Origin of the sequence: Martelella sp. AD-3, from assembly GCF_001578105.1 — a bacterium.
In the GTDB taxonomy this organism is placed as follows: domain Bacteria; phylum Pseudomonadota; class Alphaproteobacteria; order Rhizobiales; family Rhizobiaceae; genus Martelella.
Window position 1 is genome coordinate 2,206,201 of the sequence record NZ_CP014275.1, and the last position, 19,364, is coordinate 2,225,564.

Below are 19,364 nucleotides of genomic sequence, written 5' to 3' on the forward strand. Positions count from 1 at the left end.
CGCCCTTTTGATTGTTCTGCGCGCAGGCAGTCACGCAAGCAGGTTCGGGCCTGCCATTGATCTGATCCTCCGCCCGCCCTACCATTGGCCACGTCATTCAATCGTTTCGCGGACCAGCGCGCGCGAAAAACCGGTCTTGAGGCACTGAGACGCAACATGTTCAAGCACAGTCTTGACCTTGCCAGGATAGAAGACAGGCTGCGCCAGACCCAGCGTCAGTTCGATCGCATCAATGCGGTCCTGACCATGCATCGCGACGGCATGCCGGACAGCGTCGTCGAGCACATGCTGGAGGGTTACACCTATGTGAACGGCCTTCTGCAGGAAGGAACCGATATCCTTCAACTCGGCCAGTTCCATCACCTGCTCGAGCTCAACCATCTGGTGCTGTGCGGCTCCTCGCGTGAAGCCCGGTCGGAATTCAGCAATCACATTCAGCGCACAGAAGAACATTTCTACGATCGCGAGGCGGGCGACATCGGCGGGCTGGTCGACTGGTACCAGCGCGCCAAGGGAAAACCGGTTCGCAAGCGCGCCGCCGGCGTCTATGTGCGCGTCCTCAGCCGCCCGCAACTCTTCATCGAGGGCAACCATCGCACGGGCGCGCTGATCATGAGCTATATCCTCTGCCGCGAGGGGCTTCCGCCCTTTGTGCTGGCCCCGGAAAATGCCGAGGCCTATTTCAACCCGTCGACGCTGGTGCGCGACGCGCACAAATATTCGATGGACGAACTGGTGAAGATCCCGAAGCTCAAGCGCTATTTCGCCAGGTTCCTCGAGGAGACAGAGGATGACAGCCTCGTGGTGAAGACGAAATCGCTTGAGACCACCTGAGCGGCCTCAGCTCACCTTCACCACGACGCGTCCGCGCACCTTGCCCGCCAGGATCTCTTCCGCCGCCTTGGGCAGATCGGCAAGGCCCACCTCGCCTTCCGTCGCGAGCGCGATCTGCTCCGGCGACAATTGCGTCTGTAGCAGTCGCCATGCGGCCTCGCGGCGCTTTCTCGGCGCCATCACGGAATCGACGCCGATCAACGCCACGGAGCGCAGGATATGCGGCATCACGGTTGCGGGAAGATCCGCGCCGCCGGCAAGACCGCAGGCCGTCACAGCGCCGCCATAAACCGTCTGCGCCAGAACATTGGCAAGGGTCGTGGAGCCGACGCTGTCGACCGCGCCGGTCCAGCGTTCCGCCTGCAGCGGCTTTCCGGCTTCGGAAAGTTCACGCCGATCGATGAAATCGCTAGCGCCGAGTTGGCGCAGGTAGGCATGCGTTTCCGGCCGGCCGGTGGAGGCGGTGACGCCGAAGCCGAGCGAAGCGAGAAGCGCCACCGCATAGGACCCGACGCCGCCGGCGGCCCCGGTGACCAGCACCTTTCCCTCTTCCGGGGAAACAACGCCCCAGGCAAGCAACTGGTTGACGCAAAGTGCAGCCGTATAGCCGGCCGTGCCGATCGCCATCGCCTGTTTCTGGGTGAGCCCTTCGGGCTGCGGCATCAGCCATTCAGGCTTCAGCCGCTGATAGGCGCTGTAGGCGCCCCATTCCGTCTCCGACATGCCGTTGCCGTTGGCGATCACCTTGTCCCCGGGCCTGAAGGCCTCGGAGGCCGATTCGACCACCGTTCCGGCAATATCGATGCCGGGCACCATCGGGAAGCGGCGCGCGATGCGCCCCTTGCCGGTGACCGACAGCCCGTCCTTGTAATTGAGGCTCGAATAGTCGACCCGCACAAGGACAGGCAAATCCGGCAGATCGGACAGGCTGAGTTTTGTCAGGCTTGCCTTCGGATTGTCCTTGTCGCGGATCAGCAGAGCTTCAAAGGTATCAGTCATCATGCACTCCTTGTTTGGAGGGAGGATAACGTCGTTGCTGCGCGAATGACAATGCGCTCCGTCAATCCGAGATGGCGACCCGTGCGACGGCGATCTGGGCCGCAAGGGCAGCGTTGTTTTTCACCAGCGCGATATTGGCGGCGAGGCTGCGGCCTTCGGACAGTTCGTTGATCCGGGCAAGCAGGAACGGCGTCAGTTCCTTGCGGGCAATCCCCTTCTCTGCGGCTTCGTTCAGCGCATCCTCGATCGTTCCGTCGATGAAATCGTGGCTGAGCGCATCCGCTTCGGGAACGGGATTGGCGACAAGGATGCCGGTTCCGGTTTCAAGCGCATCGTGCAGCGCCATGGCTTTCGCGATATCCTCGGCGCTGTCCATGCGATGGTCGGCCGGATAGCCGCTCGAACGCGTGAAAAATGCCGGGAAGTCATCGCTTTGATAGGCCATCACCGGCACGCGCTGGGTCTCCAGCACTTCCAGCGTCTTCGGAATATCGAGGATTGACTTCACGCCGGCGCAGACGACGGTGACGGCCGTGCGGCCGAGCTCGGTCAGGTCGGCGGAGATGTCGAACGTCTGCTCGGCGCCGCGGTGAACGCCGCCGACGCCGCCGGTGGCGAAGATCGGGATGCCGGCAAGGGCGGCGATCTTCATCGTCGCCGAGACGGTCGTTCCCGCCGTCTGGCCCTTGACCATGGCGACGGCAAGGTCCCGCCCCGAGGCCTTGACGATCCCTTTCTCGACCTTCGCGAGCCGCTGGATCACGTCTTCCTCCAGGCCGGCATGGAGCTTGCCGTCGATCACAGCGATCGTCGCCGGAACCGCGCCGTTCGCGCGCACCACCGCCTCGACGGCAAGCGCCGTCTCAAGGTTCGCCGGATAGGGCATGCCATGGGTGATGATCGTGGATTCCAGCGCCACCACCGGCTTGCCGCCGGCAAGCGCGGTTTCGACTTCGCCGCTCTTGATGATTTCGATGTCAGACAAGGTGATCTCCTGATGTGGCGTCGAGCCGATAGAGATTGGCCTCGACAAAATGGTTGGACAGGTCCGGATGGACGCTCGATGCCGTCTCGGTGGTCAGCGAAGCGATCAGAGCGCCCTTGCGCACGGCTTCGGTGAGCGTGTCGTTCCGGGAAAAGAAATTGAGCGTGCCGGCGATCATGGCATCGCCTGCGCCGGTCATGTCGACGGGCTCCGCCCTGACCACGGGAATGTGATCTGTGCCGTCCTGCGCGCAGACCACGACGCCGAGCGTTCCGCACGAAAGGATGACTGCGGCGGCTCCGGCTTCATGAAGAAGCTCGGCTGCATCATGCATGCCTTTGATATCACGAGAAAATACCTTTCCGAGATAGGCTGCGGCCTCGTCCAGGTTCAGGAACAGAAGGTCTATCCCGTCAAGGCATTGCGGCAGACGCCTCACCTTCGGCGTCGAGACCGCATCGATTGCGAGCCGGAAGCGACCGTACGGACGTCTTGCGATGAGGGTGGCGAGCGTTTCGGCCGGCAGGTTGCAGTCGGCAAAGACCAGGCTGGCGGAGGCAATCGCGGACCAGACCTGCTCGATCACCGCCGGCGTCAATTGATCGAAAATCGCCATGTCGGCGATGCCATAGGCAAGTTCCCCCGTGGGCTCGAGGATCGCCGCATACTCGGCCGTACGCTGGTCGGCAAGCGCAACGGCATGGGCGACGTCAACGCCGCGCGCGCTCAGATGCGCGAGAAGCGAGCGCCCGTTCTCGTCGTTTCCGACGGCGGTCACAAAACCGGTGGTCGTGCCAAGCAAAGCGAGGTTTTCCGCAACGTTGCGCGCCACGCCGCCGTAGCTGCGCATGCCCTCCACCGGGTTGGAGGTGCCGGCGATCAGGGGCGTGCGGGCGAGATATTTGCGGTCGATCACCGCGCCGCCGATAACCAGGACGCGGCCCTCCGGCGGCAGGACATAGCCCCGGCCGAGAATATGACCGCGCTCCGTCAGCCGCATGATATGCGCCGCCACGGCCGATCGTGAAATGCCGAGCCGCTCGGCCATGGCCTGCTGGCCGGCGAAGGGGTCCTCGCGGATGAGGCGAAGAAGCGCGCTTTCGAGAGGACTGAGTTCCGGCATGAGAGTGCCCTGCTTGGATAATGACGCCCGTATATAACAAAAGTTACCATCAAAACAACTGTTATATGCCATTCTCCGTCGATCGGGTGCTGTCCGGCGTCCGCCCGGACAACCCTCCGCTCCTGCCGTCCGTCATTTTGAGGCGCCCGGCAAATCGGCCGTTTTTTACCAAAGTTTAGCCTCCGAATGCCTTTTTTCCCCGGCATCGCAGTGCTATAGCCCTCGGGACTTCTTGCAACAAAAGGGCGTTTTCGACGGCGCCCGCTAGACGAGGATGGATAATGACGAAGATCAAGGTGGCAAATCCGGTTGTCGATCTCGACGGCGATGAAATGACCCGCATCATCTGGCAGTTCATCAAGGAAAAGCTGATTTTCCCGTATCTCGACCTGCCGATCGAATATTACGACCTTTCGGTCGAAAACCGCGACGCCACCGACGACCAGGTTACCGTGGACGCCGCCAACGCCATCAAGAAGCACGGCGTCGGCATCAAGTGCGCGACCATCACGCCCGACGAAGCCCGCGTCGAGGAATTCGGCCTGAAGAAGATGTGGCGTTCGCCCAACGGCACGATCCGCAACATTCTCGGCGGCGTGATCTTCCGCGAGCCGATCATCATGCAGAACGTGCCGCGCCTGGTTCCCGGCTGGACCCAGCCGATCATCGTCGGCCGTCACGCCTTCGGCGACCAGTACCGCGCCACCGACTTCAGGTTCCCCGGCAAGGGCAAGCTTTCGATCAAGTTCGTCGGCGAGGACGGCCAGGAGATCGAACACGAAGTCTTCGACGCCCCCTCCTCCGGCGTTGCCATGGCGATGTATAATCTCGACGACTCGATCCGCGACTTTGCCCGCGCCTCGCTGAACTACGCGCTGATGCGCGGCGTTCCCTGCTACCTGTCCACCAAGAACACGATCCTGAAAGCCTATGACGGCCGCTTCAAGGACCTGTTCCAGGAGATCTACGAAGCCGAGTTCAAGGATCAGTTCGAGGCCAAGAAGATCTGGTACGAACACCGCCTGATCGATGACATGGTCGCGGCCGCTTTGAAGTGGTCCGGCGGTTACGTCTGGGCCTGCAAGAACTATGACGGCGACGTCCAGTCCGACATCGTCGCCCAGGGCTTCGGCTCGCTCGGCCTGATGACCTCGGTTCTGATGACGCCGGACGGCAAGACGGTCGAAGCCGAAGCCGCCCACGGCACGGTGACCCGTCACTACCGCCAGCATCAGAAGGGTCAGGAGACCTCGACCAACTCGATCGCCTCGATCTTCGCCTGGACGCGCGGCCTTGCCCATCGCGGCAAGCTCGACGGCAACGAAGAGCTGACCAACTTCGCCCACACGCTGGAAAAGGTCTGCATCGACACGGTCGAAAGCGGCCACATGACCAAGGATCTGGCGCTGCTCATCGGCCCCGACCAGCCATGGCTCTCGACCACCGCCTTCCTCGACAAGATCGACGAGAACCTCAAGAAGGCCATGGCCGCCTGAGGCGATTGCCTATAGATTCCATGAAACCCGGCCTTCGCGCCGGGTTTTTTGTTTGCGACGACCCGTCTGTCTTCGCGCTTCCGCCGCTCTGACGCTTCCTGGTCTTTTGATGAACCAAAGTCGAGCGCGCCGGCGCGCGGAAATGCCTTCACACGCTTTCGGTTTTGGATAACAATACCGGATGTGAGCCGCTGAGGAGATCCGTTCGGGCATCGGGAAGGTGCCGCGCGGAAGCGGGAGGAGATAGCGATGGCTTATGGTTCAAGGCCGGCGGCAAGCCGCGCCCATGCCGATATCGTGACCGCGACGGCGCTTTCCGCAAACGGTCCGGCGCGCTCGTCCGTCGCCGCGTCCTGGTGGCGCTCGCTGGTTCAGCACGGCCTCGACCCCGCAGGCGCCAGACCCCGCCGCGCCGAAACGCTCAGCGGACCGGAACTGAAGCAGCGGATGGAAAATTCCGATCTTCTGATGCATGTGGCGCGCGCCAAGCTCGATCATCTCTACAAATGCGTCTCGCTTTCCGCCTGCGGCGTGTTCCTCAGCGATGCCGATGGCGTGGTTCTCGATGCGCGCTGGCGCAGCGGCGACCAGTCGAGTTTCGAGAGCTGGGGTCTCAAGCCCGGCCGAAGCTGGTCGGAGGCGGCCGTCGGCACCAATGGCATCGGGACCTGCCTCGCCGAGGAACGGCCGCTCATCATTCATCGCGACGAGCACTTTCTCGACCGCAACATCTCAATGAGCTGCATCGACGCCCCGATCTACGGCGCGGATGGCCAATTGATCGGCGCGCTCGACATTTCGTCCGCCCGCAGCGACCAGACAGCGGCCGCCAACCAGATGATCGCGGCCCTGGTGCGCGAGACCGCGCGCAAGATCGAGGCGGATTGCTTCCGCCACGGGCACAGCGGGGAGCGGGTGATCCTCGTCGATGACAGCGAGGAAGGCGGGACCGCCGGCGGGGCCGCGATTGCGCTCCTGGCCGTTGACGAAAACGATCTCGTGATCGGCGCCACGCGCGCAGCGCGGCTGGCGCTGGGCCTTGCCCCTTCCGGTGCGTTCGCGCCCGTCCCCGCCGACGACCTGCTGGCGGTCGGCGCTTCGCAAACCGGACTTGCCTCTGCCGAGCGCACCGCCATCCTCAAGGCGCTCGCCCGCCAGCATGGCAATGCGAGCCGCGCCGCCGAGGAGCTGGGGATCGGGCGCGCCACGCTCTACCGCCGCATGAAGCGGCTCGGCCTCTCCTCCCGTTGCTGAACGGCGGAACCGCGCCGCAGCGCAATGATCCGCCGCAAACGCCGCGCGCCCTCGCCGTTTTGGCTCCCGGACTGTCTCAGTAGCGAGACAGTCTTCGGCTCCCGCCGGTTTGACAATGATGACAAATATCAATCATGCGCCGACATTGAGCTCCTCGACAGTGTTCAGGATGATTTCTGGGAGGAAACGCAATGAACGAGATGACCAAACCCGAAGGGCTTTTGAAATCCCCTTTCAAGGACCGCTATGACAACTTCATCGGCGGCAAGTTCGTCGCGCCGAAGAACGGCCGCTATTTCACCAATACCACGCCGATCACCGGGGCCGCGATCAACGAGATCGCCCGTTCCGACGCCGCCGATATCGAGCTCGCGCTGGATGCGGCCCATGCCGCCAAGGCGAAATGGGGTTCGACTTCGCCGGCCGAACGCGCCCGCGCGCTGCTGAAGATCGCGGATGTGATCGAGGCCAACCTTGCCCTGATCGCCACCTGCGAGACCTGGGACAATGGCAAGCCGATCCGCGAAACGATGAATGCCGACATTCCGCTCGCCGCCGACCACTTCCGCTACTTCGCCTCGGCGCTCCGCGCGCAGGAAGGTTCGATGAGCGAGATTGACGACGACACGATTGCATACCATTTCCATGAACCGCTCGGCGTGGTGGGCCAGATCATTCCCTGGAACTTCCCGATCCTGATGGCCGCCTGGAAACTTGCGCCGGCGATTGCCGCCGGCAATTGCGTGGTGCTGAAGCCGGCCGAACAGACGCCGGCTTCGATCCTGGTGCTGGCCGAACTGATCGCCGACATCCTGCCGCCCGGCGTGCTCAACATCGTCAACGGCTTCGGCCTTGAAGCCGGCAAACCGCTGGCGCAGAGCTCGCGCATCGCCAAGATCGCCTTTACCGGCGAGACCACCACCGGCCGCCTGATCATGCAGTACGCCACCGAGAACCTCATTCCGGTGACGCTGGAGCTTGGCGGCAAGTCGCCCAACATCTTCTTCAAGGATGTGATGCGCGAGGATGACGGCTTCCTCGACAAGGCGGTCGAAGGCTTCGTGTTCTTCGCGCTCAACCAGGGCGAAGTCTGCACCTGCCCGTCCCGCGCCCTGATCCAGGAAGACATTTACGAGGCCTTCATGGAGCGCGCCATCGCCCGCACCAAGGCGATCATCCAGGGCGACCCCCGCGTCGACAACACCATGATTGGCGCGCAGGCATCGAGCGAGCAGAAGGAAAAGATCCTGAGCTATTTCGATATCGGCCGTCAGGAAGGCGCGGAAGTCCTGCTGGGCGGCAAGGCGGCCGATCTCGGCGGCGAGCTTTCGGGCGGCTACTATATCGAACCGACCATCCTCAAGGGGCACAACAAGATGCGCGTGTTCCAGGAGGAAATCTTCGGGCCCGTCGTTTCCGTCACCACCTTCAAGGACGAGGCGGAAGCGCTCGAAATCGCGAATGACACGCTTTACGGGCTTGGCGCCGGCGTTTGGTCGCGCGATGCCAACACCTGCTACCGCTTCGGCCGCCACATTCAGGCCGGACGCGTCTGGGTCAACAACTACCACGCCTATCCGGCGCATGCGGCCTTCGGCGGCTACAAGCAGTCCGGCATCGGCCGCGAGACCCACAAGATGATGCTCGACCACTACCAGCAGACCAAGAACCTGCTGGTCAGCTACTCGACCGAAAAGGTCGGCTTCTTCTGAGGCCAGGGGAATCCTCCCGGGTGGCGGGCGGAGCTTCGGCTTCGCCCGTTCGCTTTCGGTTCAACAACGAGACGGATATGGAAAAGCCTGACATCCACTGCGTCACCGATGCCGACCTGCCTGCCGGCGCCGAAAAGGGCAGCCGCGTCACCGCCACGCTTGCGGCGCGGGAACTGATCCGCGAGATCAAGGCCGACCACGGCGAGATCATGTTCCACCAGTCCGGCGGTTGCTGCGACGGCTCGTCGCCGATGTGCTACCCGAAAGCCGAATTTCACCTCGGCAGCGGCGATGTTCTGCTCGGCGAGGTCGAAGGCGCGGAAGTCTGGATATCTGGCCCGCAGTTTCAGGCCTGGAAACACACCCAGTTGATCCTCGACGTGGTGCCCGGCCGCGGCGGCATGTTCAGCCTCGACAACGGTCGCGAGAAGCGATTTCTGACCCGGTCCCGCGTTCTGAGCGATGAGGAACGGTTTGCGCTGGGAGAACACGACGACCGCAGCGGCGCTTGAAACCAGGCGGTCCGCCCACCGGCTGTCCGGCCGTTCCCTGGCTCTGTCCGCCCCTCCCCTCCAGACGGCGGAACGGCATTTATGCCTTGCCTTTCCGCGGCGGATGAGCAAGAACATAAAAAGAACACCGGGAGACACTCATGAGCAGAATTACCTTGTATACCAACCCGCTTTCGCGCGGTCGGATCGCACGCTGGATGCTGGAAGAGACCGGAGCAGAATACGAAACCCGCATTCTGACCTATAATGGCACGATGAAGGAACCGGAATATCTTGCGATCAACGCGATGGGAAAGGTGCCGACGATTGTTCATGATGGCAAGGTGGTGACGGAATGCGCCGCGATCTGCGCCTATCTTGCCGATGCCTTTCCCGAGGCAGGGCTCGCGCCGCCGCCCGCCGACCGCGCCTCCTACTACCGCTGGCTGTTCTTCGCGGCAGGTCCGCTCGAGGCTGCGGTGGTCAACCGGACCTTCGGGTTCGAGGTGCCGCCCGAGCGCGAACGCGCCGTCGGCTACGGCAATTTCGAGCACGTGATGGACGCGCTCGACCAATGGCTTTCGGAAAACCCGTTTATCGCCGGTGACAGCTTCACCGCAGCCGATGTCTATGTCGGCGCGCAGATCAATTGGGGGATGCAATTCGGCACGGTCGACAAACGGGCGTCTTTCGCGGCCTATGCCGAGCGTATATCCACCCGCCCGGCCTTCATCCGCGCCACCGGGCTGGATGACGCGGCGGCGGCGGAGATGGCGTAGCGGTAGATCCGGGCTGCGACCTTTAAGCGCGCACCCGCGCGTCTGCCGTCTTCCGTCTTGCCGCTTCATCCATTCGGGCATAAGCCGGAAGCGCAGGAGACGGATGCAGGGGATGCCCGATGGATGATCTGCACTTCTATACCAACCCGCAGTCGCGTGGTTGCATCATTCGCTGGATGCTCGAGGAAATCGGCGTCTCCTACGAGACACATGTGCTGGCCTATGGCGGCGCGATGAAGACGGCAGACTACCTTGCGGTAAACCGCATGGGGAAGGTGCCGACCATTCGCCATGGCCAGGCTGTCGTCACAGAAGTCGCCGCAATCTGCACCTACCTGGCCGAAACCTTTCCCGAAGCCGGCCTCGGGCCAACCCGGGGCGAAAAGGCCGACTATTATCGCTGGATGTTCTTCGCCGCCGGTCCGCTCGAAGAACTCGTCACCAACCACGAGATGGGCTTCGAGGTTCCGCAGAAGCGCCAGGGCATGATGGGCTATGGTCGGGCTGAAGATGTGACCGCGACACTGGAACAGGCATTGCTCGACAGACACTATGTCTGTGGCGACCATTTCCGCGCCGTCGACATCTATTTCAGCTCGCAGCTGATATGGTGCTTCAATTCCGGCGCTATCGAGAAACGCCCGGTCTTCGAGGCCTATGCCGATCGCGTTTCGGACCGCCCGGCGCTGAAGCGGGCCACCCGCCTTGACGAGGAGGCGCTGGCCAAGATGAAGGCCGGCGCAGCCTGAGACCCTTGGGCCTCAGGCAATGCCGGCCCGATCCTCAGGCCGCCGCATCATCCACGCCGCTGCCGTCATTCCCCGGGATATAGTTGAGCACCGGCCCAAGCCAGCGTTCGACCTCCTCCACCTCCATGCCCTTGCGGGCCGCATAATCCTCGACCTGGTCGCGCTCGACCTTGGCAACGCCGAAATAATAGCTGTCGGGATGGCCGATATAGATGCCGGACACCGACGAGCCCGGCCACATGGCATAGCTTTCGGTCAGTTTCACGCCGGTCGCCTTCTCGGCGTCGAGCAACTCGAAGAGCGTGCGCTTCTCGGTATGGTCGGGCTGCGCCGGGTAGCCGGGGGCCGGTCGGATGCCGCCATAGGGCTCGCCGATCAGTTCGGCATTGGTGAAGTTCTCGTCCGGCGCATAGCCCCAGAATTCACGGCGCACGCGCTCATGCATCCGCTCGGCGAAGGCCTCGGCAAACCGGTCGGCAAGCGCCTTGACCATGATCGAGGAGTAATCGTCATTGGCTCGCTCGAAGCGTTCGGCGATCGAGATCTCCTCAAAGCCGGCCGTGACGACAAAGCCGCCGACATAGTCCTGTTTGCCGCTTTCGACCGGAGCGACGAAATCGGAAAGCGCCACGTTCGGCCGGTCGCCGCGCTTGGAAAGCTGCTGGCGCAGCGTGAAGAAGGTCGCCAGTTCCTGGTCGCGGCTCTCGTCCTTGTAGAGGCGGATATCGTCGCCGACGGCATTGGCAGGCCAGAAGCCGATGACCGCGCGCGGGCGGAACCATTTTTCCTCGATGATCTTCTTCAGCATCGCCTGCGCATCGGCGTAGAGCTGGCGCGCGGTTTCGCCCTGCTTCTCGTCTTCCAGAATGTTCGGAAAGCGACCCTTCAGTTCCCATGTCTGGAAGAACGGCGTCCAGTCGATATAGCGGGAAAGCTCCTCGAGGTCATAGTCGTCGAACACCTTGGCACCCAAAAATGACGGCGCGTGCGGCGCATACCCGTTCCAGTCGACCTTCACATGGTTGGCGCGCGCGGCGGCCAGCGGCAGGCGGTTCTTCTGCGCCTCGGCGCGGCGGTGGCTCTCGGCGACCTTGGCATATTCCTCCTGAATGCCGGCGATATAGCCGTCCTTCAGGTCCGGCGAAAGGAGGTTGTTGACCACGCCCACGGCGCGGCTCGCATCCGTCACGTAGATCGCCTGCCCTTTCTCGTAGGCCGGATGGATCTTGACGGCCGTATGGGTGCGGCTGGTGGTCGCGCCGCCGATCAGCAGCGGAATGTCGAAGCCCTGACGCTCCATTTCGGAAGCCACATGCACCATCTCGTCGAGTGACGGCGTGATCAGGCCGGACAGCCCGATGATATCGGCCCTGTGCTCCTTCGCCGCGGCGAGAATCTTTTCCGCCGGCACCATCACGCCGAGGTCGATGATCTCGTAATTGTTGCAGGCAAGAACGACGCCGACGATGTTCTTGCCGATGTCGTGCACATCGCCCTTCACCGTCGCCATGATCACCTTGCCGTTGGACTGGCCCTCTTCCGCACCGCTCAGGCGCTTTTCCTCTTCCATATAGGGCAGCAGCACGGCAACGCCCTGCTTCATCACGCGCGCGGATTTCACCACCTGCGGCAGGAACATCTTGCCCGCGCCGAACAGGTCGCCGACGACATTCATGCCGGCCATCAGCGGACCTTCGATGACGTGCAGCGGACGCTCGGCGGCCTGCCGCGCCTCTTCCACATCCGCCTCGACATATTCGGTAATGCCGTTGACGAGCGCGTGCTCCAGCCGTTTCTCGACCGGCCATTCGCGCCAGGCAAGATCCTGCTTGCGCTCCTCGGACTTGCCGGTTCCGCGATAGCGCTCGGCAATGTCGAGCAGCCGCTCGGTCGCGTCAGAGCGACGGTTGAGAACCACATCCTCGCAGGCCTCGCGCAGTTCCGGATCGATGGTCTCGTAGACGATCAGCTGACCGGCATTGACGATGCCCATATCCATGCCCGCCTGAATGGCGTGGTAGAGAAAGACCGCGTGCATCGCCTGGCGCACCGGCTCGTTGCCGCGGAAGGAGAAGGACAGGTTCGAGACGCCGCCCGAGACATGCGCGCAAGGCAGGTTCTTGCGGATTGCCCGCGTCGCCTCGATGAAATCGACGCCGTAATTGTCGTGTTCCTCGATCCCGGTCGCAACTGCGAAGATGTTCGGGTCAAAGATAATGTCTTCCGGCGGGAACCCGACCTTTTCGGTCAGGATCCTGTAGGCCCGCGAACAGATCTCGACCTTGCGCTCGAACGTGTCGGCCTGGCCCTTCTCGTCAAAGGCCATGACGACGGTGGCGGCGCCATAGTCGCGGATCAGCTGTGCCCGTTCGATGAACTGTTCCTCGCCTTCCTTCAGCGAGATCGAGTTGACCAGCGACTTGCCCTGCGCGCATTTCAGCCCGGCCTCGATGATCTCCCACTTGGAGGAGTCGATCATCAGCGGCACGCGGGCAATATCCGGTTCGGCGGCGATCAGGTTCAGGTACTCGACCATCGCCCGTTCCGAATCGATCAGCCCCTCGTCCATATTGATGTCGATGATCTGCGCGCCGGCTTCCACCTGGTCGCGGGCGACGTCGAGCGCGGCCGCGTAGTCGGCATTGGTGATCAGCTTGCGGAACTTCGCCGAGCCGGTGACATTGGTGCGTTCGCCGACATTGACGAAGGGAATGTCCTTTGTCAGGTGAAACGGTTCAAGACCCGAAAGCGACAGAACCGGCCTGTGTTCCGGCACCTCGCGCGGCGCGAAATTGGAGGCGACAGCGGCGATCGCGGCGATATGCTCGGGCGTCGAACCGCAGCAGCCGCCGAGGATGTTGACAAGCCCCTGCTGGGCAAAGGGGCGGATCAGCCCGGCCATTTCCTCCGGATCCTGATCATACTGGCCGAACTCGTTCGGCAGGCCGGCATTGGGATAGGCGCAGGTAAAGGTGTCGGCAACGCCCGACAGCTCCTGCAGGTGCGGCAGCATCGCGTCCGCCCCGAGCGCGCAGTTGAGGCCGATCGTGAACGGATCGGCATGCGACAGCGAATTCCAGAAGGCGGTCGGCGTCTGACCGGAGAGCGTGCGGCCGGAAAGGTCGGTGATCGTGCCGGAGATCATCAGCGGCAGTTCGATCCCCTTGGCGCGAAACGCCTGGCGCGCGGCGAAGACGGCGGCCTTGGCATTCAGCGTATCGAAGATGGTCTCGATCAGGATCAGGTCCGATCCGCCGTCGATCAACCCCTCGATCTGCTCGCGGTAGGCATCGCGTAATTGATCAAAGGAAACAGCGCGATAGCCCGGATTGTTCACGTCCGGCGAGATCGAAGCGGTACGGTTGGTCGGACCGACGGCGCCGGCGACAAAGCGGCGGCGGCCATCCTCCTGCTCGGCCCGGATCGCGGCACGGCGGGCAAGGCGCGCGCCGTCGCGGTTCAACTCGTAGACCATCTCCTCCATCTGATAATCGGCCTGGGCGATGCGCGTGCTGGAAAAGGTGTTGGTCTCCAGAATATCCGCGCCGGCGATGGCGTATTCGTAGTGGATATCCTCAAGCGCCTTCGGCTGACTCAGAATCAGAAGGTCGTTATTGCCCTGCTGGTGGCAGGCGCAGCCGATGAAGCGGTCGCCGCGGAAATGGTCCTCGTCGAAGCCCAACCCCTGGATCTGGGTCCCCATCGCGCCGTCGAGGATGAGGATGCGCTCGCGCGCGGCCTTTTCCAGGGCAGCGCGGATTTCCTTGCCGCTGCGCCGCGGCGCCTCTTCTCCGAACAGTTCGTCAAGCATGAGCCATCTCCAGTTTCCGAGGCCATGAATTCACATAAAGATATCTTTATGTCAACATGTCGATAGCGCCGGTTTTGCCTCCCGCGACCGTTCGAAGGGGATTGTCCGCCTGCGGGCGACGTTTTCCGGCATTCTTTGCGCATGATCAAGCGGGATGCAAATCGGAATTGAGATGCTATCCTGCGCGCTATATAAACTAATCAACTGACTGAACGGAACATGCGCGGCCATTTCGGATGCCTCATCCGACAGTAGCGATCAACATTTCCCGCGCGCCGGCGCAGCGCGCGGTTGCATCAAAGGGAGGGTTACCCATGAAACCGAAGATCAACACGCTTGTCGCCCCGCCGCGCTGGATCAACAGGCCCTATCACCGCGAATGGCTCTGGAAGCAGGCCAACGACCTTTTCGACTATTTCCAGTACCGCTCGGTCAACCCGAAGGGCGGCTTTTTCGAGTTTGACAAGGACGGCAAGCCCATGGGCGGCGACAATCCCGTGCGCGGCATCCACACGACCGCGCGCATGGTCCACTGCATGGCCATCGGCCATCTTCTCGGGCGGCCCGGCTGCGACGATCTGATGGACCACGGCATGCACTATCTGTGGGAGAACCACCGCGACAAGCAACGCGGCGGCTATTTCTGGCAGATCAATGAGGACGGCCCGCTCGGCGAACCGACGAAACAGGCTTACGGTCACGCTTTCGTTCTGCTTGCGGCCTCATCCGCCAAATTCGCCGGTCATCCGCTCGCCGACGCCATGATCGCGGACGTCACCGAGATCATCAACAAGCATTTCTGGGAGGAAAAGCACGGCGCGGTCGCCGAGGAGTTCGAAACGGACTGGACGCCGGTGCCCGGCTATCGCGGCCAGAACTGCAACATGCACATGACCGAGGCGCTGATGGAGGCCTATGAGGTCACCGGCGATATCGAATATCTGACCAAGGCCAAGCGCATCGCCGAGTTGATCATCCACAAGCATGCCCGCGAATGCGGCTTCCGCGTCGCCGAACATTTCACCGAGGACTGGAAGGTCGACCACGACTACTCCGGCAATGAGATGTTCCGCCCGTCCGGCACCACGCCCGGCCACTGGCTGGAATGGACCCGCCTCATGCTGCAGCTTCACACACTCACCGGCCGCTCGCACAGCTGGATGCCGAAGGCCGCGCACGAGCTCTTCGTCTCCGCCTTCAAGCTTGGCTGGGATTATGAAAAGCGCGGCATGTTCTACACGCTCGATTGGGACAACAAGCCGAAGAACCGGGCCAAGCTCTGGTGGCCCCATTGCGAGGGCATCGGCGCCACGCATTTCCTGACCTCCCATTTCGGCCAGGACATGCACATGTATGCCTATCGCAAACAGTGGAGCTTCGTCGCCAATCATCTGATCGACCATGAGAATGGCGGCTGGCACGAGGAGCTTTCGGAAGACCTCGTGCCGCAGACAACGCTTTTCCCCGGAAAAAGCGACATCTACCACGCCCTGCAGGCCTGCCTCATTCCGCTCTACCCGGCGCTCGGCAGCCTGCCGGAAGTCATTTTCCGCGAAGTCAAACACTGAACTTTCACGCCATTCAATCGGGTGAAAACATTGCGGGCCTTCGGGGCCCGCTTTATATAGGTGCGCGAGACAACCGCCCCTCCGAGCGACAGGACAGTAAAATGGCAGCGAAGATCTTCATCGACGGCGAACACGGCACGACTGGGCTGCAGATCCGCACCCGCATGGCTGAACGCCGCGACGTCGAGCTCCTCTCCATCCCGCATGAGGAACGGCGCAATCCAAAAATGCGCGAGGACCTCATCAACAGCGCCGACATCGCTATCCTGTGCCTGCCCGACGACGCCTCGCGCGAAGCCGTCGGCATGCTCGCCGGAAACAACAGCGTGCGCGTCATCGACACATCGACGGCCTATCGCGTAAACCCGGACTGGGCCTACGGCTTCGCCGAGATGGACAAGGACCAGGCCGAACGCATCCGCTCCGCCCGCCATGTCGCCAATCCCGGCTGCTACCCGACCGGCGCGATCGGCCTCATCCGGCCGCTGCGGGCCGCCGGCGTCATTCCGGACAGCTATCCGGTCACGATCAACGCGGTCTCCGGCTACACCGGCGGCGGCAAGAACCTGATTGCCCAGATGGAGGACGAAAGCCGCGACGACCACATCGACGCGCCGCATTTCCTTTATGGCCTCAACCTGGCGCACAAGCATGTGCCGGAAATGACCACGCACGGCCTTCTGCCGCGCGCGCCGATCTTCTCGCCGTCCGTCGGCCGGTTCCCGCAGGGCATGGTGGTTCAGGTGCCGCTTTATCTCGAGGCGCTTGAAGGCGACCACAGTCAGGAGAGCATCCACGCGCTTCTGGCCGAATACTATGCTGGCCAGGACATCGTTCGCGTCGTGCCGCTTGCCGAAAGCGGCTCTATCGCCCGGCTCAATGCCGAGGAACTGGCCGGCCAGGACATCATGAAGATCTACGTCTTCGGCGGCGGCGCCCATGTCAATCTGGTCGCACAGCTCGACAATCTCGGCAAGGGCGCATCGGGCGCCGCAGTGCAGAACATGGACCTGATGCTGTCGGCCTGATCTGTGAACAATCCGTCGACCGGTTGGCCCGTCGCGACCGGTCGAGAGCCTCGCTATATTGGGTGAAAGCAATCAGCGGAGGTTCTTCCGATGTCTACGCAATCACGCCTTCCCGTCTTTTTCATCCCCCATGGCGGCGGGCCATGGCCGTTCATGCACGGACCGGAAGGCGTTCTGCCGGCCGCCGATCCCTGGAAGGAACTGGAAACCTATCTCAGGAGCTTCGATGAGGCGCTCGGCCGCCGTCCGAAGGCGGTTCTCGTGATCTCGGCCCACTGGGAAAAGGTCGACAGGCTCACCGTTTCGACCGCGGCCCATCCGGGCATGCTGTTCGATTATTACGGCTTCCCCCCGCACACCTATGAGCTTGATTATCCTGCCCCCGGAGCGCCGGAGGTGGCCGAACATGTGCGCGCCGTTCTGTCTTCTGCCGGCATCGACACGGCGACGGATTCCGAGCGTGGATTCGACCATGGCGTCTTCATCCCGTTCATGATGATGTACCCCGAGGCCGACGTGCCGATCGTGATGATGTCGCTCGATCCGGATCTTTCGGCCGAGACCCATTTCAGGATCGGCGAGGCGCTGCAGGGGTTGCGCGACGAAGACATCCTGATCGTCGCCTCGGGCCTTTCCTACCACAACATGCGCATGTTCTACCGCAAGGATGAGGCGCATGCGGCGGCGGCAACCCGGTTCGACGACTGGCTGAAGGACGCGCTTTCGATCGAGGCGCCCGCGGAGCGCGCGGCCCGGCTCGCCACATGGACGCAGAACCCCGATGCGCTGGAATGCCACGTGCCCGACCACGACCACCTCGTGCCGGTTTTCGTTGCGGCCGGCGCCGCCGGCGAGGACGCCGGCGATCAGGTTTTTCACGGCAATTTCCGCGGCAAGCCGTACTCGGCCTATCGCTTCGGCTAGAGCATTTCGCAGTCAGATGGAACCATCTGACGTTAAGCGAAAATGCGTCAAAACAAATAGATAGAGCGGTTGCGCGTTTCCAAGAAAGGCGGAACCGCTCTTGCCCCTCTCAGATCTCTTCGATGAGAGGCCTGCGATAGCCGCGCAGATGGCCGGTGACGAGAATCAGCACGATGATCGCGCCGGCCTGATGCGACAGCGCCAGCCACAGCGGCATCTGCAGCACCAGCGTGAAGATGCCGAGCGCCGCCTGAAGGAGGATGACGATCAGGATCGTCAGCGCGCCGCGCGCATGCTGGGAGAGCTCCAGGTCAAGCCCGCGCGCCACCGCGCCGCGCCACTCCGCCACATAATGCAGAAGCGTCAGCAACAGCAGGACATAGCCGCCCATGCGGTGGGTGAACTGCACGGTCTTCGGGTTCTCGAAAAAGTTGAGCCAGGCCGGTTGATGCAACAGCAGGTCCTGCGGCACGATCGCGCCATCCATCAGCGGCCAGGTATTGTAGGAAAGCCCGGCATCAAGCCCGGCGACAAGCGCGCCGAGATAGATCTGGATGAAGGCCGCGAACAGAAGCACGATCGCAAACCCGTGCGAAGCGCGCGTCGGCGGGTCTTCATGGCGGCGGGGCTTCAGCCCCCTCGCAATGTAGACGCAGGCCGCGATGATCAGACAGGCCATGACCAGGTGAACGGCCAGGCGGTACTGGCTGACATCGGTGCGTTCCGTCAGGCCCGAGGACACCATCCACCAGCCGATGAAGCCCTGCAATCCGCCGAGCGCCAGCACGCCGGTGAGCGGCCATCCCAGCCCCTTCGGCAGACGCTTCGACATCCAGAAGAACAGAAGCGGCAGCGCGAAGATCAGCCCGACCGCCCGCGCCAGCAGGCGGTGGCTCCATTCCCACCAGAAGATGTTCTGGAATTCGGCAAGCGACATGCCCTTGTTCAGGAGCTGGTATTCGGGAATCCGCTTGTAAAGTTCGAACTCCTCCTGCCATTCGGCGAGGCTCAAGGGCGGAATGATGCCGTGGATCGGCTTCCACTCGGTGATCGACAGGCCAGATTGCGTCAGCCGGGTCGCGCCGCCGACCAGCACCAGACAGAACAGCGTCAGAACGACGAAATAAAGCCAGCCCCGCACGAGCGCGGCGTTGAAACGCTGTTCGCTCTCGGTAAGGGCGGGGGAAGTTGCGTTTGCCATCGGCCTTTCTCCAGTCACACCGGCTCCGCCGTCATCATCCATGTGCATGAACCGACGGTTCGCGTCGGCCGGGCTTCACACACGCCGATCAACGGCATAGTCTCACATCACTTCATAAGGGGGGAATTGCGACCGTGCCAGTCAGATTGCGTAAATTTATCGGGACGATCCTCATCGTCACACTGGTGATTGTCTATGCCCTGACGGCCACGACCCTGGCAACGGTGGTGCTCGACGGACGATCCGCCTGGGCCGCCCTTCTCTATTTCTTCCTGACCGGTCTTCTCTGGATCATTCCCGCCATGTTCATCATCAAATGGATGGCCGGCCCGCCGGCCAAACGGCGCTGATTTGCGTTCACGACGATTTTTCGACGGCGCGTGGAACCGCCGAGGATTTTCCACATTGGA

General features: G+C 62.6%; 16 protein-coding genes. 11 read left to right on the forward strand and 5 right to left on the reverse strand.

Annotated elements, in window-relative coordinates; translation table 11 throughout:
* Window positions 1–156 precede the first annotated feature (156 nt).
* Entirely contained in the window at window positions 157–834 is a 678-nt protein-coding gene (locus AZF01_RS10240) for a hypothetical protein (protein ID WP_024709566.1), read from the forward strand.
* A 6-nt stretch (window positions 835–840) separates the two neighbouring features.
* On the opposite strand, the gene AZF01_RS10245 is transcribed toward AZF01_RS10240, so the two are convergent.
* The 3 genes from AZF01_RS10245 to AZF01_RS10255 all read right to left on the reverse strand — a co-directional run bounded on the left by AZF01_RS10245 (window position 841) and on the right by AZF01_RS10255 (window position 3,941).
* Window positions 841–1,833 (reverse strand): MDR family oxidoreductase, encoded by a 993-nt coding sequence (locus tag AZF01_RS10245; protein WP_024709565.1) that lies wholly within the window; start codon window positions 1,831–1,833, stop codon window positions 841–843.
* A 61-nt stretch (window positions 1,834–1,894) separates the two neighbouring features.
* The gene (locus AZF01_RS10250) at window positions 1,895–2,818 is read right to left on the reverse strand and encodes a pseudouridine-5'-phosphate glycosidase (protein ID WP_024709564.1); all 924 of its coding nucleotides are present in this window, start codon (window positions 2,816–2,818) and stop codon (window positions 1,895–1,897) included.
* The gene (locus AZF01_RS10255; RefSeq protein ID WP_024709563.1) at window positions 2,811–3,941 is read right to left on the reverse strand and encodes a carbohydrate kinase; all 1,131 of its coding nucleotides are present in this window, start codon (window positions 3,939–3,941) and stop codon (window positions 2,811–2,813) included. Before AZF01_RS10255 ends, AZF01_RS10250 begins: the two co-directional genes overlap by 8 nt.
* A gap of 281 nt (window positions 3,942–4,222) precedes the next feature.
* Between AZF01_RS10255 and AZF01_RS10260 the strand changes: the two genes are divergently transcribed.
* The 6 genes from AZF01_RS10260 to AZF01_RS10285 all read left to right on the forward strand — a co-directional run bounded on the left by AZF01_RS10260 (window position 4,223) and on the right by AZF01_RS10285 (window position 10,422).
* The gene (locus tag AZF01_RS10260) at window positions 4,223–5,437 is read left to right on the forward strand and encodes an NADP-dependent isocitrate dehydrogenase (RefSeq protein ID WP_024709562.1); all 1,215 of its coding nucleotides are present in this window, start codon (window positions 4,223–4,225) and stop codon (window positions 5,435–5,437) included.
* Between the two features lie 249 nt (window positions 5,438–5,686).
* A complete protein-coding gene (locus AZF01_RS10265; RefSeq protein ID WP_152534615.1) occupies window positions 5,687–6,691 on the forward strand; it encodes a GAF domain-containing protein in 1,005 nt (334 codons plus the stop codon).
* A gap of 200 nt (window positions 6,692–6,891) precedes the next feature.
* A complete protein-coding gene (gene adh, locus AZF01_RS10270; RefSeq protein WP_197489661.1) occupies window positions 6,892–8,403 on the forward strand; it encodes an aldehyde dehydrogenase in 1,512 nt (503 codons plus the stop codon).
* Window positions 8,404–8,480: 77 nt separating this feature from the next.
* Complete coding sequence (locus tag AZF01_RS10275) at window positions 8,481–8,915, forward strand: DUF779 domain-containing protein (protein WP_081725861.1); 435 nt, start codon at window positions 8,481–8,483, stop codon at window positions 8,913–8,915.
* Window positions 8,916–9,055: 140 nt separating this feature from the next.
* Window positions 9,056–9,673 (forward strand): glutathione S-transferase family protein, encoded by a 618-nt coding sequence (locus tag AZF01_RS10280; RefSeq protein ID WP_036238041.1) that lies wholly within the window; start codon window positions 9,056–9,058, stop codon window positions 9,671–9,673.
* A 119-nt stretch (window positions 9,674–9,792) separates the two neighbouring features.
* Entirely contained in the window at window positions 9,793–10,422 is a 630-nt protein-coding gene (locus AZF01_RS10285) for a glutathione S-transferase family protein (RefSeq protein ID WP_024709557.1), read from the forward strand.
* Between the two features lie 34 nt (window positions 10,423–10,456).
* Here AZF01_RS10285 and metH read toward each other — a convergent pair whose 3' ends face one another.
* Window positions 10,457–14,233: a methionine synthase gene (metH, locus tag AZF01_RS10290; protein ID WP_024709556.1), complete on the reverse strand. Its 3,777-nt coding sequence runs from the start codon at window positions 14,231–14,233 to the stop codon at window positions 10,457–10,459.
* A 314-nt stretch (window positions 14,234–14,547) separates the two neighbouring features.
* Here metH and AZF01_RS10295 point away from each other — a divergent pair, with 314 nt between their 5' ends.
* The 3 genes from AZF01_RS10295 (at window position 14,548) to AZF01_RS10305 (ending at window position 17,753) form a co-directional block, all read left to right on the forward strand.
* On the forward strand, window positions 14,548–15,801 hold the full coding sequence (locus tag AZF01_RS10295; RefSeq protein WP_024709555.1) for an AGE family epimerase/isomerase: 1,254 nt from the start codon (window positions 14,548–14,550) through the stop codon (window positions 15,799–15,801).
* Between the two features lie 101 nt (window positions 15,802–15,902).
* Window positions 15,903–16,829 (forward strand): N-acetyl-gamma-glutamyl-phosphate reductase, encoded by a 927-nt coding sequence (gene argC / locus AZF01_RS10300; protein ID WP_024709554.1) that lies wholly within the window; start codon window positions 15,903–15,905, stop codon window positions 16,827–16,829.
* Window positions 16,830–16,919: 90 nt separating this feature from the next.
* Complete coding sequence (locus tag AZF01_RS10305) at window positions 16,920–17,753, forward strand: class III extradiol ring-cleavage dioxygenase (protein ID WP_024709553.1); 834 nt, start codon at window positions 16,920–16,922, stop codon at window positions 17,751–17,753.
* 109 nt (window positions 17,754–17,862) lie between these two features.
* Here the strand turns inward: AZF01_RS10305 and AZF01_RS10310 are convergent, their stop codons facing one another.
* Complete coding sequence (locus AZF01_RS10310; RefSeq protein WP_051424142.1) at window positions 17,863–18,954, reverse strand: COX15/CtaA family protein; 1,092 nt, start codon at window positions 18,952–18,954, stop codon at window positions 17,863–17,865.
* 134 nt (window positions 18,955–19,088) lie between these two features.
* Here AZF01_RS10310 and AZF01_RS10315 point away from each other — a divergent pair, with 134 nt between their 5' ends.
* A complete protein-coding gene (locus AZF01_RS10315) occupies window positions 19,089–19,304 on the forward strand; it encodes a DUF2842 domain-containing protein (RefSeq protein WP_024709551.1) in 216 nt (71 codons plus the stop codon).
* Window positions 19,305–19,364: the final 60 nt, after the last annotated feature.

What these genes read in the sequence shown, in the direction of transcription:
- metH (WP_024709556.1), bottom strand. Translation starts at nt 14,233, where the DNA reads ATGCTTGACGAACTGTTCGGAGAAGAGGCGCCGCGGCGCAGCGGCAAG.
- AZF01_RS10275 (WP_081725861.1), top strand. Translation starts at nt 8,481, where the DNA reads ATGGAAAAGCCTGACATCCACTGCGTCACCGATGCCGACCTGCCTGCC.
- AZF01_RS10280 (WP_036238041.1), top strand. Translation starts at nt 9,056, where the DNA reads ATGAGCAGAATTACCTTGTATACCAACCCGCTTTCGCGCGGTCGGATC.
- AZF01_RS10260 (WP_024709562.1), top strand. Translation starts at nt 4,223, where the DNA reads ATGACGAAGATCAAGGTGGCAAATCCGGTTGTCGATCTCGACGGCGAT.
- AZF01_RS10285 (WP_024709557.1), top strand. Translation starts at nt 9,793, where the DNA reads ATGGATGATCTGCACTTCTATACCAACCCGCAGTCGCGTGGTTGCATC.
- adh (WP_197489661.1), top strand. Translation starts at nt 6,892, where the DNA reads ATGACCAAACCCGAAGGGCTTTTGAAATCCCCTTTCAAGGACCGCTAT.
- AZF01_RS10305 (WP_024709553.1), top strand. Translation starts at nt 16,920, where the DNA reads ATGTCTACGCAATCACGCCTTCCCGTCTTTTTCATCCCCCATGGCGGC.
- AZF01_RS10245 (WP_024709565.1), bottom strand. Translation starts at nt 1,833, where the DNA reads ATGACTGATACCTTTGAAGCTCTGCTGATCCGCGACAAGGACAATCCG.
- AZF01_RS10255 (WP_024709563.1), bottom strand. Translation starts at nt 3,941, where the DNA reads ATGCCGGAACTCAGTCCTCTCGAAAGCGCGCTTCTTCGCCTCATCCGC.
- AZF01_RS10295 (WP_024709555.1), top strand. Translation starts at nt 14,548, where the DNA reads ATGAAACCGAAGATCAACACGCTTGTCGCCCCGCCGCGCTGGATCAAC.
- AZF01_RS10310 (WP_051424142.1), bottom strand. Translation starts at nt 18,954, where the DNA reads ATGGCAAACGCAACTTCCCCCGCCCTTACCGAGAGCGAACAGCGTTTC.
- AZF01_RS10240 (WP_024709566.1), top strand. Translation starts at nt 157, where the DNA reads ATGTTCAAGCACAGTCTTGACCTTGCCAGGATAGAAGACAGGCTGCGC.
- argC (WP_024709554.1), top strand. Translation starts at nt 15,903, where the DNA reads ATGGCAGCGAAGATCTTCATCGACGGCGAACACGGCACGACTGGGCTG.
- AZF01_RS10265 (WP_152534615.1), top strand. Translation starts at nt 5,687, where the DNA reads ATGGCTTATGGTTCAAGGCCGGCGGCAAGCCGCGCCCATGCCGATATC.